Genomic DNA, 16,608 nt, shown 5'->3' on the forward strand with positions numbered 1-16,608 from the left:
CCATGGCCCAGCAAGCACCTTCACTCATCGACCGACTTCGCGCGCGTTTCGCCGGTGCGCAGGTCTCCGTGGTCGAACCGCGCGGCGAAGTGACGCTGGAGGTTCCGTCGGCCGACTGGCATGCCGTCGCCGTCGCACTGCGCGACGAGTTCGGCTTCGAGCACGCCACCGACCTGTGCGGCGTCGATTACCTCGGCTACGGCAGCGACGAGTGGGACACTTCCGACGTTTCCTCGCAGGGCTTCAGCCGTGGCGTGGAAGGCAAGGGCGCCGGCCGCTTCGCCTGGGGCGAGTTCCCCAGCCATGAAACCGCCGATGGCGCGCAGCCCGACGCGCTGCCCAGGCAGCGTTTTGCGGTCGTCGTGCAGCTGCGTTCCTACCAGCACAACCAGCTGCTGCGCATGCGCTGCTTCGCCCCGAGCGAGTCGCTGCCGGTGGTGGCGTCGCTGACCAGCGTCTGGCCGGGCCTGAACTGGTTCGAGCGCGAGGCGTTCGACCTGTACGGCGTGATCTTCGAAGGCCACCCGGACCTGCGCCGCATCCTGACCGACTACGGTTTCGTCGGCCATCCGTTCCGCAAGGATTTCCCGCTGATCGGCAACGTCGAAGTGCGTTACAACGAAGAAAAGAAGCGCGTGGTCTACGAGCCGGTGACTTCGGTCGAACCGCGCGTGGGCGTGCCGCGCGTGATCCGCGACGACGCCCGCTTCGAGACCGCCGAAGGCGAGCGCGCGCAGAGGGAGGCAAGCAAGTGAGCGAGTTCCACCAGGCCACCGGGGCCTTCGCCAGCAATCCCGCCGAAGCCCGGCAGGAGATCCGCAACTACACCATGAACTTCGGCCCGCAGCACCCGGCCGCGCATGGCGTGCTGCGCCTGATCCTGGAGATGGACGGCGAGACCATCATGCGCGCCGACCCGCACGTTGGCCTGCTGCATCGCGCCACCGAGAAGCTGGCCGAGTCCAAGCCGTTCAACCAGTCGATCGGCTACATGGATCGCCTGGATTACTGCTCGATGATGTGCAACGAGCACGCCTACGTCCGCGCCATCGAGACCCTGGCGGGCATCGAGGTGCCGGAGCGCGCGCAGTACATCCGCACGATGTTCGACGAGATCACCCGCATCCTCAACCACCTGATGTGGCTGGGTTCGAACGGGCTCGACCTCGGCGCCATGGCGGTGATGCTGTATGCGTTCCGCGAGCGCGAGGAGCTGATGGACTGCTACGAGGCGGTCTCCGGCGCGCGCATGCACGCGGCCTATTACCGCCCGGGCGGCGTCTACCGCGACCTGCCGGACACGATGCCGAAGTACAAGGAATCGCGCTGGCACAAGGGCAATGCGCTCAAGCGCCTGAACGCGGCCCGCGAGGGCTCGCTGCTGGACTTCCTGGAGAACTTCACCAGCGAATTCCCCAAGCGCGTCGACGAGTACGAAACCCTGCTCACCGACAACCGCATCTGGAAGCAGCGTACCGTCGGCATCGGCGTGGTCACCCCGGAGCACGCCCTGGCGTGGGGCATGACCGGCGCCATGCTGCGCGGCTCGGGCATCGCCTGGGACCTGCGCAAGAAGCAGCCGTACGCCAAGTACGACGCGGTCGACTTCGACATCCCGCTGGGCACCAATGGCGACTGCTACGACCGTTACCTGGTCCGCGTCGCCGAAATGCGCCAGTCCAACCGCATCATCCAGCAGTGCGTGCGCTGGCTGAAGGCCAACCCCGGCCCGGTCATGGTCCGCAACTTCAAGGTCGCCCCTCCCAAGCGTGCGGAGATGAAGGACGACATGGAAGCGCTGATCCACCACTTCAAGCTGTTCAGCGAAGGCTACTGCGTGCCGGCCGGCGAGACCTACGCCGCGGTCGAGGCGCCGAAGGGCGAATTCGGCTGCTACCTGGTCTCGGACGGCGCCAACAAGCCGTTCCGCGTGCACCTGCGTGCGCCGGGCTTCGCCCACCTGTCCTCGATCGATTCGATCGTGCGCGGCCACATGCTGGCCGACGTGGTGGCGATGATCGGCACCTACGACCTCGTGTTCGGCGAGGTCGACCGGTAATGCCGGGCATGCGTACAACGCCCGGTGCCAGCGCGGCCATGCTGCTGCAGGCACCGGTTTCCCAGGATCTGCTATTGGTTGAGGTCGGCCGATGAAGGCGACAGGTAATTTCGAGGCGGCGCGTGACGTCGACCCGATGGTGGTGTTGAGCGACAAGACCCGTGCTCACATCGATCACTGGCTGACGAAGTTCCCGCCGGAACGCAAGCGCTCGGCGGTGCTGCAGGGCCTGCATGCCGCGCAGGAGCAGAACCAGGGCTGGCTGAGCGACGAGTTGATCGCCGCGGTGGCCAAGTACCTGGACCTGCCGTTCGTGTGGGCCTACGAGGTCGCCAGCTTCTACTCGATGTTCGAGACCGAGAAGGTCGGCCGCAACAACGTCGCCATCTGCACCAACATCAGCTGCTGGCTCAATGGCGCCGAGGACATCGTGCGCCATTGCGAGAAGAAGCTGGGCATCAAGCACGGCGAATCGACCCCGGACGGCCGCGTCTACCTCAAGCGCGAGGAAGAGTGCCTGGCCGGCTGCGCGGGCGCGCCGATGATGGTCATCAACGGTCACTACCACGAGCGCCTGACGCTGGACCAGGTCGACGCGCTGCTGGACGGGCTGGAGTAAGGCATGGCACACCACGAATCCAGGGGCCCGGTCGGTCCGGCGCCGCTTCCGCACAACGTGGTCTACACCACGCTGCACTACGACACCCCGTGGTCGTACGAGAACTACCTCAAGACCGGTGGCTACGCCGCGCTGCGCAAGATCCTCGAGGAGAAGATCGCGCCGGCCGACGTGATCGAGATGGTCAAGCAGTCCGGCCTGCGCGGCCGCGGCGGCGCAGGCTTCCCGACCGGCCTGAAGTGGTCGTTCATGCCCAAGGACGCGCCGCAGAAGTACATCCTGTGCAACTCGGACGAGTCCGAGCCGGGTACCTGCAAGGACCGCGACATCCTGCGCTACAACCCGCATTCGGTGGTGGAGGGCATGGCCATCGCCTGCTACGCCACCGGCTCGACCGTGGGCTACAACTACCTGCGCGGCGAGTTCCACCACGAGCCGTTCGAGCACTTCGAGCAGGCCCTGGCCGATGCCTACAAGCATGGCTGGCTGGGCAAGAACGTGCTGGGCAGCGGCGTGGACATCGACATCTACGCGGCGCTGGGCGCCGGTGCCTACATCTGCGGCGAAGAAACTGCGCTGATGGAGTCGCTGGAAGGCAAGAAGGGCCAGCCGCGCTACAAGCCGCCGTTCCCGGCCAACTTCGGCCTGTACGGCAAGCCGTCGACGATCAACAACACCGAAACCTACGGCTCGGTGCCGGCGATCATCCGCAACGGCCCGGAGTGGTTCAAGGGCCTGAGCAAGACCGCCAACGGCGGCCCGAAGTGCTTCTCCGTCTCCGGCTGCGTGCAGAAGGGCGGCAACTTCGAAGTGCCGCTGGGCACCACCTTCGACGAACTGCTGGAAATGGCCGGTGGCCTGCGTCCGGGCCGCAAGCTGAAGGCGGCGATCCCGGGCGGCGTGTCGATGCCGGTGCTGACCGCCGAGCAGCTCAAGGGGCTGCCGATGGACTACGACACCATCCGCGCGCTGGGCTCGGGCCTGGGCTCCGGGGCCATCGTGGTGCTGGACGACAGCGTGTGCTGCGTCAAGTTCGCGTGCCGCATCAGCCAGTTCTTCCACAAGGAATCGTGCGGCCAGTGCACCCCGTGCCGTGAGGGCACCGGCTGGATGCACCGCGTGCTGGAGCGCATCGTCGCCGGCAAGGCCACGATGGAAGACCTGCACCAGCTGCGCACCGTCGCCGGTCAGATCGAAGGCCACACCATCTGCGCCTTCGGCGAAGCGGCGGCCTGGCCGATCCAGGGGTTCCTGCGCCAGTTCTGGGACGAATTCGAGTACTACATCGTCAACGGTCATTCGATGGTTGACGGCAAGAAGGTGGAGGCTGCTGCCGCATGAGCGCGCAACCTGTAAATCCGAGCGGAAACCCGAGCGAGGCACCCGTGGTGCCGGAAGGACACGTCACCATCGAGATCGATGGGCAGACGCTGTTCGCGCCCAAGGGGTCGATGATCATCCAGGCCGCCGACAAGGCCGGCATTTCGATTCCGCGCTTCTGCTACCACGAGAAGCTGCCGATCGCGGCTAACTGCCGCATGTGCCTGGTCGACGTCGAGAAGTCGCCCAAGCCGTCGCCGGCGTGCGCCACGCCGGTCATGGACGGCATGAAGATCCAGACCCGCAACGAAAAGGCGCTGAAGTACCAGCGCTCGGTCATGGAGTTCCTGCTGATCAACCACCCGCTGGACTGCCCGATCTGCGACCAGGGCGGCGAGTGCGAGCTGCAGGACGTGTCGCTGGGCTACGGCCGCTCGGTCAGCCGCTTCAACGAGCGCAAGCGCGTGGTGGCCGACGAGGACATGGGGCCGCTGGTCGCCACCGAGATGACCCGCTGCATCCAGTGCACCCGCTGCGTGCGCTTCACCGCCGAGATCGCCGGTACCTACGAGCTGGGCGGCATGTACCGCGGCGAGAACCTGCAGATCGGCACCTACGACGGCAAGCCGCTGACCACCGAGCTGTCCGGCAACGTGATCGACGTGTGCCCGGTCGGCGCGCTGACCAACAAGGTGTTCCAGTTCAAGGCGCGTCCGTGGGAACTCACCGCGCGTGAGTCGCTCGGCTACCACGACGCGATGGGCTCGAACCTGTTCCTGCACGTGCGGCGCGGCGAAGTGCTGCGCGCGGTGCCGCGCGACAACGAACTGGTCAACGAGTGCTGGCTGTCCGACCGCGACCGTTATTCGCACCAGGGCCTGTATGCCGCCGACCGCGCGCTCAAGCCGCTGCAGAAGGTCAACGGCGAGTGGAAGGAAGTGAGCTGGGCCGAAGGCCTGGCCGCCGCCCGCGAGATCCTGGACGGCAACCGCGGCGACGACCTCGGCGTGCTGGTGCATCCGTCCACCTCCAACGAGGAGGGCGCGCTGCTGGCCCGCCTGGCCACCGGCCTGGGCAGCGGCAACATCGACCACCGCATCGACAACCGCGATTTCTCGGACGCGGCCACGGCCGAAGTGTTCGCGGCCCCGCTGGCCGAGATCGAAGCGGCCGACCGCATCGTCCTGCTGGGCAGCAACGTCCGCCACGAGCTGCCGCTGCTGCACGCCCGCCTGCGCAAGGCGCAGACCAAGAACGGCGCGCGGATCTTCGCGGTCAACCCGGTCGATTTCGACTTCGCGTTCAGCCTGGCCGGCAAGCAGATCGTCGCCCCGTCCAGGTTCGCCGAAGCCCTGGCCAGCGCCGAGCTGCGTTCGGCGGTGCAGGGCGGTGGCAACACCGTTCTGATCGTCGGTGGCATCGCCGAGAATCACCCGCAGGCCGCCGCGATCCGCGCCGCCGCGCGCGATTTCGCCGCCGCCACCGGCGCCAGGCTGTGCCGCATCCCGCAGGGTGCCAACGCCGTCGGCCTGTCCCGCGCCGGCGTGTTGCCGGCCGGCAAGGACGTCGCCACGATGCTTGCGCAGCCGCGCAAGGCCTACGTGCTGTACGGCATCGAGCCGGGCCTGGACTTCGCCGACAGCGCCGCCGCGCGCAAGGCGCTGGCCGGCGCCAAGGTGGTGGCGTTCAGCCAGTTCGCCTGCGCCTCGACCCGCGACGTGGCCGACGTGATCCTGCCGATCGGCGCGCTGCCGGAAGTCGACGCGACCCTGACCAACCTCGACGGCCGCGAGCAGCAGGCCCGTGCCGGTGGCAAGCTGCCGGGCGAGGCCCGCGAGGGCTGGCGCGTGCTGCGCGCCCTGGGCGGCGACCTGCAGCTGGCCGGTTTCGGCTTCACCGACCTGGCAGGCCTGCGTGCCGGCCTGCAGCCGGTGCAGGTCGACGTGGCCGCCTCGGCGCAGCCGCAGGTGGCGGGCGAGGGCCTGGAGGTGGCTTCGACCGCCGCGATCTACCGCACCGATGCGGTGGTCCGCCGTGCCGAGGCGCTGCAGGCGCATCCGCTTAACAACGCGCCGCGCATCGTGCTCAACGCCGATGACGCCGCGCGCCTGCAACTGGTGGAAGGGCAGATGGCCAAGGTCGGCACCGATGCCGGCAAGGCGACCCTGCCGGTCGTGGTCGACGCGCGCGTCGCCGCCGGTACGGTCTGGATTGAATCGGGCCACGGCGCCACCGCGCCGCTGGGCGCCGCTCGGGTAACGGTGGTGGCTGCATGAACGAGTTGCTGTTGAACGCGGTCGATCCGCTGCACCAGTGGTTGCTGGCGCTGGGCGACATCGGCATCGTGCTGTGGACGGTGCTGAAGATCCTGGTCATCGCCATGCCGATCATCATATCGGTGGCGTTCTACGTGCTGTGGGAGCGCAAGCTGATCGGCTGGATGCACGTGCGCCACGGGCCGATGTACGTCGGCCTCGGCGGCCTGCTGCAGGCCTTCGCCGACGTCACCAAGCTGCTGTTCAAGGAAATCGTGCGCCCGGCCAACGCGCACAAGGCGATGTACGTGCTGGCGCCGCTGATCGTGCTGGCACCGTCGTTCGCGGCCTGGTCGGTGGTCCCGTTCGACTACAAGCTGGTGCTGTCCAACGCCAACGTCGGCCTGCTGTACCTGCTGGCGATGACCTCGCTGGGCATCTACGGCGTGATCCTGGCCGGCTGGGCGTCGAACTCCAAGTACGCCTTCCTCGGCGCGATGCGTTCGGCCGCGCAGATGGTCAGCTACGAGATCGCGATGGGCTTCGCGCTGGTCGGCGTGATGATCGCCGCCGGCAGCCTCAACCTGAGCGAGATCGTGCTGGCGCAGCAGGGCAGTTCCGGCCTGTTCGACTGGTTCCTGCTGCCGCTGCTGCCGCTGTTCGTCGTGTACTGGGTGTCCGGCGTGGCCGAGACCAACCGCGCTCCGTTCGACGTGGTCGAAGGCGAGTCCGAAATCGTCGCCGGCCACATGGTCGAGTACTCCGGTGGTGCGTTCGCGCTGTTCTTCCTGGCCGAGTACGCCAACATGATCCTGATCAGCTTCCTGATCTCGATCTTCTTCATGGGCGGCTGGCTGAGCCCGATCCAGGGCTGGGTCACGGCGGACGTGTCGCCCTGGGTCAACTGGATCTGGAACGGCGGTTGGCCGTGGCTGCTGGCCAAGGTCTTCTTCTTCGCCAGTTCCTACATCTGGTTCCGTGCCACGTTCCCGCGCTTCCGCTACGACCAGATCATGCGTCTGGGCTGGAAGGTGTTCATCCCGCTGACCATCGCGTGGATCGCGGTGACCGCACTGCTCGTGTTCTACGGCGTGATCCAGAGAGGCGTTTGATTCATGAAAAAGATCACCCACTATTTCAAGAGCCTGCTGCTGCTGGAGCTCGTCTCCGGCATGTGGCTGACGCTGAAGTACGCATTCAAGCCCAAGTACACCGTGCTGTACCCGATGGAGAAGTTCCCGCAGTCGCCGCGTTTCCGCGGCCTGCACGCGCTGCGCCGTTATCCGAACGGCGAGGAACGCTGCATCGCCTGCAAGCTGTGCGAGGCGGTATGCCCGGCGCTGGCCATCACCATCGACTCGGCCAAGCGCGAGGACGGCACCCGCCGCACCACGCGCTACGAGATCGACCTGTTCAAGTGCATCTTCTGCGGTTTCTGCGAGGAGAGCTGCCCGGTGGACTCGATCGTGGAAACCCATATCCTGGAGTACCACTTCGAGAACCGTGGCGAGAATATCGTCACCAAGCCGCAGCTGCTGGCCATCGGTGATCGGCTGGAGGCCGAGATCGCCGAGCGCCGCGCCGCCGACGCCGCCTTCCGTTGAGGACCGAAAGATGGATTGGGTAAATATCGCTTTCTGGTTCTTCTCGATCGTGGCAGGGCTCTCGGCCCTGTCGGTGATCAGCGTGCGCAACCCGGTGTATGCCGTGCTGTGCCTGATCCTGACGTTCTTCTCCATCGCCTGCGTCTGGCTGCTGGTCGGCGCCGAGTTCCTGGGTGTCACCCTGGTGCTGGTGTACGTGGGCGCGGTGATGGTGCTGTTCCTGTTCGTGGTGATGATGCTGGATGTCGAGACCGACAGCCTGCGTGAAGGCTGGGTGCGCTACCTGCCGGTCGGGCTGGTGGTCGCGGTGGTGATGCTGCTGCAGATGCTGACCCTGATCGGCATCAAGGCCCGCATGGCCGCGCCGTTTCCGGCCGACAATGCCGCCGCGGTCGCCGCCGACAGCTCCAACATCACCTGGCTGGCACGCAGCCTGTTCACCGAATACCTGCTGCCGTTTGAGTTCGCCGCGGTGATCCTGACCGTGGCGGTGATCGCCGCGGTGATGCTGACCCTGCGCCGCCGCACCGGCGTGAAGTCGCAGAACCCGTCGGAGCAGACCCGCGTCCGCGCCAGCGACCGCCTGCGCATCGTGAAGATGGCGGCCGAGAAGCCGGTGCCGCTGACCGACACCACGCACAACGAAGGCGGCGAGGAGGCCAAGCCATGATTTCCCTGGGCCATATGCTCGCGCTGGGCGCGGTGATGTTCTGCATCTCCGTCGCCGGCATCTTCCTCAACCGCAAGAACATCATCGTGCTGCTGATGTCGATCGAGTTGATGCTGCTGTCGGTGAACATCAACTTCGTCGCCTTTTCGCGGCAGCTCGGCGATACCGCCGGCCAGCTGTTCGTGTTCTTCATCCTGACCGTGGCCGCGGCGGAAGCCGCCATCGGCCTCGCGATCCTGGTGACCCTGTTCCGTACCCGCCACACCATCAACGTTGGCGAAGTCGATTCGTTGAAGGGCTGACCCACAGATGGAAATCACTCTCTCCAAGAGTCTGTTGATCGCAGTGGTGCTGGCACCGCTGCTCGGCAGCATCATCGCCGGCCTGTTCGGTCGCCAGGTGGGGCGCAAGGGTGCCCAGTACGCCACCATCCTCGGCGTCGCGGTCAGCTGCGCGCTGTCGATGCACACCCTCTACCAGTTGCTGTGGGGCGGGGCGCAGCCGTTCAACCAGAACATCTACACCTTCTTCGAAGTCGGCCAGTACGCCGCGCACGTCGGTTTCATGGTCGACCGCCTGACCGCGATGATGATGGTGGTGGTGACGTTCGTGTCGCTGCTGGTGCACGTCTACTCGATCGGCTACATGGCCGATGACGACGGCTACCAGCGCTTCTTCAGCTACATCTCGCTGTTCACCTTCTCGATGCTCACCCTGGTGATGAGCAACAACTTCCTGCAGCTGTTCTTCGGCTGGGAAGCGGTGGGCCTGGTGTCGTACCTGCTGATCGGCTTCTACTTCAAGAAGCCCAGCGCGATCTTCGCCAACATGAAGGCGTTCCTGGTCAACCGCGTCGGCGACTTCGGCTTCCTGCTGGGTATCGCCGCCGTGCTGTGGGTGTTCGGCACCCTGGACTACGCGACGGTGTTCGCCAACGCGCCGCTGCTGAACGACCCCAACGCGCTGGTCCAGGTGTGGTCTGGCTCGATCAACCTGTTCGGCCATCCGGTGCAGGTGCTGAGCGAGCCGGTGATCTGGTCGATCGCCACCCTGATCTGCATCTGCCTGTTCATCGGCGCGATGGGCAAGTCGGCGCAGGTGCCGCTGCACGTGTGGCTGCCCGATTCGATGGAAGGCCCGACCCCGATCTCGGCGCTGATCCACGCCGCCACCATGGTCACCGCCGGCATCTTCATGGTGACCCGCATGTCGCCGCTGTTCGAGCTGTCGCAGACCGCGCTGAACTTCGTGCTGTTCATCGGTGCCACCACGGCCTTCTTCACCGGCCTGATCGGCATCGTGCAGAACGACATCAAGCGCGTGGTCGCCTACTCGACCCTGTCGCAGCTGGGCTACATGACCGTGGCCCTGGGCGTGTCGGCCTACTCGGGCGCGGTGTTCCACCTGATGACCCACGCCTTCTTCAAGGCGCTGCTGTTCCTGGGCGCCGGCTCGGTCATCATCGGCATGCACCACGAGCAGAACATGATGAAGATGGGCGGCCTGCGCAAGTACATGCCGATCACCCACATCACCATGTGGATCGGTACCCTGGCGCTGGTCGGTACCCCGTTCTTCGCCGGTTTCTATTCGAAGGACACCATCATCGAGGCCGCCGCGCTGCATGCCCACACCTCGGACAACTGGGTGGCGACCTACGGCTACTGGGCGGTGCTGGGCGGCGTGATCGTCACCAGCTTCTACAGCTTCCGCCTGCTGTTCCTGACCTTCTTCGGCAAGGAACGCTTCCGCGACGCGCACGATGACCACGGCCACGACGCCCACCACCATGACGACCATCATGGACATGGCGCGCACGAGCCGCACGAGTCGCCGTGGGTGGTGACCCTGCCGCTGATCCTGCTGGCGATCCCGTCCATCCTGATCGGTTTCTTCACCATCGGCCCGATGCTGTTCGGCACCGGCTGGGACGGCCATGCCGCGGCAACCGGCGTGCCGGGCCAGACCCTGTCGTTCTTCACCGGTATCGTCGACTTCTACGATCCGGCCCGCGACACCATCGCCGCCGTCGGCAGGGAGTTCTGGCATGGTTCGGTCGGTTATGCGCTGCACGGCATGAAGATGCCGGCGTTCTGGCTGACGGTGGCCGGTTTCATCCTGGCCTGGGTGTTCTATATCTGGAAGCCCGAGCTGGCAGGCAAGTCCCGCAAGGCCCTGGCGCCGGTCGTATCGGTGCTGGAGAACAAGTACGGTTTCGACAAGCTGTGGATCGATGGTTTCGCCGGTGGCAGCGTCAAGCTTGGCAAGGCCGCCCGTGCCGTGGACAGCAACGTGGTGGATGGGGTGGTGAACGGTGCGGCCCGCGTGGTCGAGCTTGCCGCCAACCTGCTGCGCCGCACCCAATCCGGTTTCCTCTACCACTACGCCTTCGTGATGATCATCGGCCTGATCGCCCTGCTGGGCCTGCTGATGCATTTCTCGCGTTGACCTGTACGGAATAAGAAGACGTGTCGAACTGGCCCCTACTCAGTATCCTCATCTGGCTGCCGATCCTCGGCGGTGCGTTGATTCTTGCCGTGCGCAACGCCCAGGCTGCCCGTTGGGCATCCCTGGCGGTGGCACTGCTCACCTTCCTGTTGAGCCTCGGCCTGCTCAGCGGCTATGACCGCGCCGCAGCCGACGTGATGCAGTTCGTCGAGCAGCACCCGTGGATTCCCGCCTACGGCATCGGCTACAACCTGGCGGTGGACGGCATCGCCATCGCGCTGGTGCTGCTGACCACCCTGGTGGGCGTGCTGGCACTGATCGGCGCCTGGGGCGTGATCGACAAGCGCGTGAACCAGTACGTGGCCGCCTTCCTGATCCTGGAAGGCGTGACGGTGGGCATCTTCGCCGCCACCGACGCGATGCTGTTCTACGTGTTCTTCGAAGCCATGCTGATCCCGATGTTCCTGATCATCGGTGTCTGGGGCGGCCCGCGCCGCATCTATGCCGCGCTGAAGTTCTTCCTGTACACCTTCCTCGGCTCGGTGCTGATGCTGGTGGCGCTGATCTACCTGTACATCAAGGGCGGCAGCTTCCAGCTGGCCGACCTGTACCAGCTGCAGCTGTCGGCCAGGGAGCAGACCTGGGTGTTCTTCGCGTTCCTGATCGCCTTCGCGGTCAAGGTGCCGATGTTCCCGGTGCATACCTGGCTGCCGGACGCCCACGTGGAAGCGCCGACCGCCGGCTCGGTGATCCTGGCCGCGATCGCGCTGAAGATCGGTGGCTACGGCTTCCTGCGCTTCAACCTGCCGATCGTGCCCGATGCCAGCCACGAGTGGGCCTGGCTGGTGATCGCGCTGTCGCTGGTGGCGGTGATCTACGTCGGCCTGGTGGCGCTGGTGCAGGACGACATGAAGAAGCTGGTGGCCTATTCGTCGATCGCGCACATGGGCTTCGTGACCCTGGGTACGTTCACCGCGCTGTGGCTGGTGCGCGAGGCGGGCAACGCCGACGCCGCCCGCCTGGGCCTGCAGGGCGCGATGGTGCAGATGGTCTCGCACGGCTTCGTGTCCGGCGCGATGTTCTCCTGCATCGGCGTGCTCTATGACCGGCTGCATACCCGCCGCATCGCCGACTACGGCGGCGTGGCCAACGTGATGCCTTGGTTCGCCGCGTTCGCGCTGCTGTTCTTCATGGCCAACTCCGGCCTGCCGGGCACCAGCGGTTTCGTGGGCGAGTTCATGGTGGTGCTGGCCAGCTTCCAGTGGGAGCCGCTGGTGGCGCTGGGTGCGGCCACCACGCTGATCATCGGCGCGGCGTATTCGCTGTGGCTGTACAAGCGCGTGTTCTTCGGCGAGGTGGGCAACGCCCACGTGGCCGGGATGAAGGACATCAACGGGCGCGAATGGCTGGTGCTGGGCGTGTTCGCCATCGGTACGCTGGCACTGGGCCTGTACCCGCGGCCGCTGACCGAACTGATGGAGCCCTCCATCGCCAAGCTGGCGATGCAGATCGCATCGAGCAAGCTGCTGTAAGCGGCCCCGTCGAGAGTATTGATTCCAGGATTTGATGATGACAACGCCGACGCTACTGCCGTTGACCGCCGCCGACCTCCCGCCGTTGCTGCCAGAACTGGTGGTGATCGGCGGGGCCTTCGCCCTGCTGATCCTCGATCTGTTCATCAGCAACCGCCACAAGGTCTGGACCCACTTCCTGTCGGTCGCGATCCTTGCCGTTGCTTTCGCCATGCTGCTTGGCGGCGTGGGCGGGCAGGGCGAGGTATTCCATGGCATGTTCATCCGCGACAACGCCGCCGACGTCATGAAGACGGTGGTGGTGCTGGTCAGCGGCCTGACCCTGATCTATGGGTGGAGCTACCTGCGCGAGCGCAACCTGTACCAGGGCGAGATCGCGGTGCTGGTCCTGTTCGCCACCGCGGGCATGATGCTGCTGGTCTCCGCCGGCAGCCTGCTGATGGTCTACCTGGGGCTGGAACTGCTGGCGCTGTGCTCGTATGCGCTGGTGGCCAGCAACCGCGACAACAAGCTGGCCGCCGAAGCGGGCATGAAGTACATCGTGCTCGGCTCGCTGGCCTCGGGCCTGCTGCTGTACGGCATGTCGCTGGTCTACGGCGCCACCGGTTCGCTGCACCTTGACGTGATCCACGCCGCCGCCGCGCATTCGGACGAGCGCGTGCTGCTGCTGACCGGTGCGGTGTTCATGGTCGCCGGCGTCGCCTTCAAGCTCGGCGCCGCGCCGTTCCACATGTGGCTGCCCGACGTCTACCAGGGCGCGCCGGCGCCGATCGCGCTGTTCATCAGCTCGGCGCCGAAGCTGGCTGCGTTCGGCATGGCCTACCGCCTGCTCGAAGCCGGTGTCGGCCCGCTGTCGGCCGAACTGCAGTACGTGCTCGCCGGCCTTGCCGCGCTGTCGCTGGTGGTGGGCAACCTGATGGCCATCGCCCAGGTCAACCTCAAGCGCATGCTGGCCTATTCGACCGTCTCGCACATCGGTTTCCTGCTGATGGGCGTGGCCGGCGGTGGCGCCGCCGGGTACTCCTCGGCCATGTTCTACGCCGTGGCCTACGCGATCATGTCCACCGCCGCTTTCGGCGTGATCGTCGCGCTGTCGCGCTCCGGCTTCGAGGCAGAGAGCATCGACGACTTCAAGGGCCTGAATGCACGCAATCCGTGGATGGCCGGGCTCATGCTGTGCGCCATGTTCTCGCTGGCCGGCATCCCGCCGTTCCTGGGTTTCTGGGCCAAGCTGGCGGTGCTGGGCGCCGCGGTCAACGGTGGCCTGCTGTGGCTGGTGATCCTGGGCGTCATGAGTGCGGTGGTGGGCTGCTTCTACTACCTGCGCGTGGTCAAGGTCATGTACTTCGACGAGCCGGTGGGCGAGCCGCTGCCGCGCAACAATGACCGTCTCCTGGGCATCGTGCTGGGCGTGAACTGCGTGGCCCTGCTGCTGCTGCCGGTTGCCCTGGGGCCGCTGCTGGCCTGGATGCGCAATGCATTTGCTCATTTGTCATAAAAAGCGATACAAAACGGCGCGATTCATGTAATATGCGCGCACTGAGTTGATGGCGGTGCCGGCAAGCCGGTATCGCCAGACCATCCAAGGATGGTTAGCCGGAACGTGGAGCGTTCCGGGTTTCAGCGGAATCCCCGGATTTCCTGAAACAATGAAGTAAAAAAGACTTGCGGTAACGGTCCAATTACTTCATAATTCCGCTTCTGCTGCGGGGTGGAGCAGTCTGGCAGCTCGTCGGGCTCATAACCCGAAGGTCGCAGGTTCAAATCCTGCCCCCGCTACCAGTTCCGGCCTTCTTCAACATCTGTTGTCGAAGGCTGAATCTGGGCTCGCAGGAACGATTGCTTCCGTTCCTGCAACCGGAATCCAGTCACCGGATTCATACCGGACAAAGGGCCCAGTCGGGCCCTTTGTTGTTTCCGCAAAACGAAAAGTCCGGCCGGTTTTTCCCGTTTACCCATTACCAAATCAAGGCAGGCTGTGAGCGACAAGGCTACTGAAATCGCGAATCTGCTGGGCCCCACCGTGCAGGCGTTGGGCCTGGATCTGCTGGGCGCCGAGTATCTGCCGGCGCCGGGCGGCGCCACGCTGCGTCTGTACATCGACGTGCCGCTGGCCGAACAGCCCGAGCGCGTGGTCAACATCGACGACTGCGAGCGGGTGAGCCGCGAGGTCTCCGCGCAGCTGGATGTCGAGGATCCGATCAGCGGCAACTACACGCTGGAGGTGTCCTCCCCGGGCGTGGACCGGCCGCTGTTCACGCTGGAGCAGTTCGAGCGCCACCTGGGCGAGTCCGCCAAGGTCGGCCTGAAGCTGCCGCAGGAGAACCGGCGCCGCCTGCAGGGCGAGATCGCCGCGGTGGACGCCGATGCCGGCACCGTGACCTTCGTGGTCGATGGCAAGCCGTTCGTGGCGGCCTTCGACAACATCGACAAGGCGCGCATCATTCCGGACTGGGCCGCGCTTGGCCTGGCTCCGACCAAACCGACCGGTCCGGCCCCCAGGCAGGGGAGCGCGGCCAGGAACAAATCCAATAACGAAACCGCGGCCCGAAAGCCGCGCGCGGAGTAAGCCGATGAGCAAGGAACTTCTGCTGGTAGTCGACGCGGTCGCCAATGAGAAAGGCGTGCCGCGCGAAGTGATCTTCGATGCGATCGAGGCGGCGCTCGCCTCCGCGGCCAAGAAGCGCTATGTGGACCAGGACGTGCTCGCGCGCGTTTCGATCGACCACAAGGACGGCAGCTACGAGACTTTCCGTCGCTGGGAAGTCGTGGCCGACGACGTGGTGATGGAATCGCCGGACCGCCAGATCCGCCTGATGGACGCGATCGACGAGGCCGATGGCGTCGAGGTCGGCGACTACATCGAGGAACAGATCGAGAACCCGGATTTTGGTCGCATCGCCGCGCAGGCCGCCAAGCAGGTGATCGTGCAGCGCGTGCGCGAAGCCGAGCGCCAGCAGGTCGTGGACGCGTGGAAGGATCGCGTCGGCGAGTTGGTGACCGGCGTGGTCAAGCGCGCCGAGCGCGGCAACATCTACGTCGACCTGGGCGGCAACGCCGAGGCCTTCATCCCGAAGGACAAGGGCATCCCGCGCGACGTGCTGCGCGCCGGCGACCGCGTGCGCGGCTACCTGGCCGAAGTGCGCTCGGAGCCGCGTGGCCCGCAGCTGTTCATCAGCCGCGCCGCGCCCGAGTTCATGATCGAGCTGTTCAAGCTGGAAGTGCCGGAAGTCGGCCAGGGCCTGGTCGAGATCAAGGCCTGCGCCCGCGACCCGGGTGACCGCGCCAAGATCGCGGTCATCGCCCACGACAGCCGCACCGATCCGATCGGCGCCTGCATCGGCATGCGCGGTTCGCGCGTGCAGGCGGTGAGCAACGAGCTCAACGGCGAGCGCGTGGACATCGTGCTGTGGAACGAGAACCCGGCCAACTTCGTCATCAATGCGATGGCGCCGGCCGAAGTGCAGTCCATCATCGTCGATGAGGAAAAGCACTCGATGGACCTGGCCGTGGCCGAAGAGCGCCTGGCCCAGGCCATCGGCAAGGGCGGCCAGAACGTGCGCCTGGCCAGCCGCCTGACCGGCTGGCAGCTCAACGTGATGACCCAGGACCAGGTCACCGCCAAGTCCGAGGCCGAGCAGGCCGTCGCCCGCCAGCTGTTCATGGACAAGCTGGAAGTGGACGAGGAAATCGCCGGCATCCTGGTCAGCGAGGGCTTCAGCACCGTCGAGGAAATCGCCTACGTGCCGATCGGCGAGCTGCTGGCCGTGGAGGGCTTCGACGAGGACATCGTCGAGGAACTGCGCGCCCGTGCCCGCGACGCGCTGCTCAACGAGGCGCTGGCGGTGGAGGAGGGCGCCGAGGAAGGCGTGCCGACCGCCGACCTGCTGGCGCTGCCGGGCATGGACGAGGCCACGGCCTACGCGCTGGCCGGAAACGGCGTGCGCACCAGCGAGGACCTGTCGGACCTGGCGGCCGACGAAGTCCTGGAGTTCGGCATCGAGGGCATGGACCTGGAGCGCGCCGCGGCGCTGGTCCTGGCAGCCCGCGCCGAGGAGATCGCCCGTCTGGAGCGCGGCGAATGAGCCAGCGATGAACAGG

The 16,608-nt window shown here is 66.0% G+C and carries 14 protein-coding genes and 1 tRNA gene; all 15 read left to right on the plus strand.

Annotated features, from left to right (window positions below; translation table 11 throughout):
- Positions 1–2: 2 nt before the first annotated feature.
- The 15 genes from QQA12_RS06780 to nusA all read left to right on the plus strand — a co-directional run bounded on the left by QQA12_RS06780 (position 3) and on the right by nusA (position 16,592).
- Positions 3–755: an NADH-quinone oxidoreductase subunit C gene (locus QQA12_RS06780; protein ID WP_226050286.1), complete on the plus strand. Its 753-nt coding sequence runs from the start codon at positions 3–5 to the stop codon at positions 753–755.
- Positions 752–2,059, plus strand: coding sequence for an NADH-quinone oxidoreductase subunit D (locus tag QQA12_RS06785; protein ID WP_226050287.1), 1,308 nt, complete (start codon positions 752–754; stop codon positions 2,057–2,059). The genes QQA12_RS06780 and QQA12_RS06785 overlap by 4 nt, the downstream gene beginning before the upstream one ends.
- 91 nt (positions 2,060–2,150) lie before the next feature.
- The gene (gene nuoE / locus QQA12_RS06790; RefSeq protein WP_054664857.1) at positions 2,151–2,678 is read left to right on the plus strand and encodes an NADH-quinone oxidoreductase subunit NuoE; all 528 of its coding nucleotides are present in this window, start codon (positions 2,151–2,153) and stop codon (positions 2,676–2,678) included.
- Between the two features lie 3 nt (positions 2,679–2,681).
- A complete protein-coding gene (nuoF, locus tag QQA12_RS06795; protein ID WP_054664860.1) occupies positions 2,682–4,019 on the plus strand; it encodes an NADH-quinone oxidoreductase subunit NuoF in 1,338 nt (445 codons plus the stop codon).
- Positions 4,016–6,274 (plus strand): NADH-quinone oxidoreductase subunit NuoG, encoded by a 2,259-nt coding sequence (nuoG, locus tag QQA12_RS06800; RefSeq protein ID WP_226050288.1) that lies wholly within the window; start codon positions 4,016–4,018, stop codon positions 6,272–6,274. Before nuoF ends, nuoG begins: the two co-directional genes overlap by 4 nt.
- Positions 6,271–7,365, plus strand: coding sequence for an NADH-quinone oxidoreductase subunit NuoH (gene nuoH / locus QQA12_RS06805; protein ID WP_054664865.1), 1,095 nt, complete (start codon positions 6,271–6,273; stop codon positions 7,363–7,365). The genes nuoG and nuoH overlap by 4 nt, the downstream gene beginning before the upstream one ends.
- Before the next feature lie 3 nt (positions 7,366–7,368).
- Positions 7,369–7,857, plus strand: a complete 489-nt coding sequence (gene nuoI / locus QQA12_RS06810) for an NADH-quinone oxidoreductase subunit NuoI (protein WP_054664867.1) — start codon at positions 7,369–7,371, stop codon at positions 7,855–7,857.
- Between the two features lie 10 nt (positions 7,858–7,867).
- The gene (locus tag QQA12_RS06815; RefSeq protein ID WP_056930790.1) at positions 7,868–8,527 is read left to right on the plus strand and encodes an NADH-quinone oxidoreductase subunit J; all 660 of its coding nucleotides are present in this window, start codon (positions 7,868–7,870) and stop codon (positions 8,525–8,527) included.
- Complete coding sequence (nuoK, locus tag QQA12_RS06820) at positions 8,524–8,829, plus strand: NADH-quinone oxidoreductase subunit NuoK (RefSeq protein ID WP_054664875.1); 306 nt, start codon at positions 8,524–8,526, stop codon at positions 8,827–8,829. Before QQA12_RS06815 ends, nuoK begins: the two co-directional genes overlap by 4 nt.
- A gap of 7 nt (positions 8,830–8,836) precedes the next feature.
- Entirely contained in the window at positions 8,837–10,975 is a 2,139-nt protein-coding gene (nuoL, locus tag QQA12_RS06825; RefSeq protein ID WP_054664879.1) for an NADH-quinone oxidoreductase subunit L, read from the plus strand.
- Between the two features lie 20 nt (positions 10,976–10,995).
- Entirely contained in the window at positions 10,996–12,507 is a 1,512-nt protein-coding gene (locus tag QQA12_RS06830) for an NADH-quinone oxidoreductase subunit M (protein WP_226050289.1), read from the plus strand.
- Positions 12,508–12,544: 37 nt separating this feature from the next.
- Positions 12,545–14,005 (plus strand): NADH-quinone oxidoreductase subunit NuoN, encoded by a 1,461-nt coding sequence (gene nuoN, locus QQA12_RS06835; protein WP_226050290.1) that lies wholly within the window; start codon positions 12,545–12,547, stop codon positions 14,003–14,005.
- Positions 14,006–14,212: 207 nt separating this feature from the next.
- Positions 14,213–14,289: transfer RNA gene (locus tag QQA12_RS06840), tRNA-Met, on the plus strand.
- A 196-nt stretch (positions 14,290–14,485) separates the two neighbouring features.
- The gene (gene rimP, locus QQA12_RS06845) at positions 14,486–15,076 is read left to right on the plus strand and encodes a ribosome maturation factor RimP (protein ID WP_054664883.1); all 591 of its coding nucleotides are present in this window, start codon (positions 14,486–14,488) and stop codon (positions 15,074–15,076) included.
- A gap of 4 nt (positions 15,077–15,080) precedes the next feature.
- A complete protein-coding gene (nusA, locus tag QQA12_RS06850) occupies positions 15,081–16,592 on the plus strand; it encodes a transcription termination factor NusA (RefSeq protein WP_054664885.1) in 1,512 nt (503 codons plus the stop codon).
- Positions 16,593–16,608: the final 16 nt, after the last annotated feature.

Origin of the sequence: Stenotrophomonas sp. 17(2023), from assembly GCF_030345315.1 — a bacterium.
Classification (GTDB): Bacteria; Pseudomonadota; Gammaproteobacteria; order Xanthomonadales; family Xanthomonadaceae; genus Stenotrophomonas; species Stenotrophomonas acidaminiphila.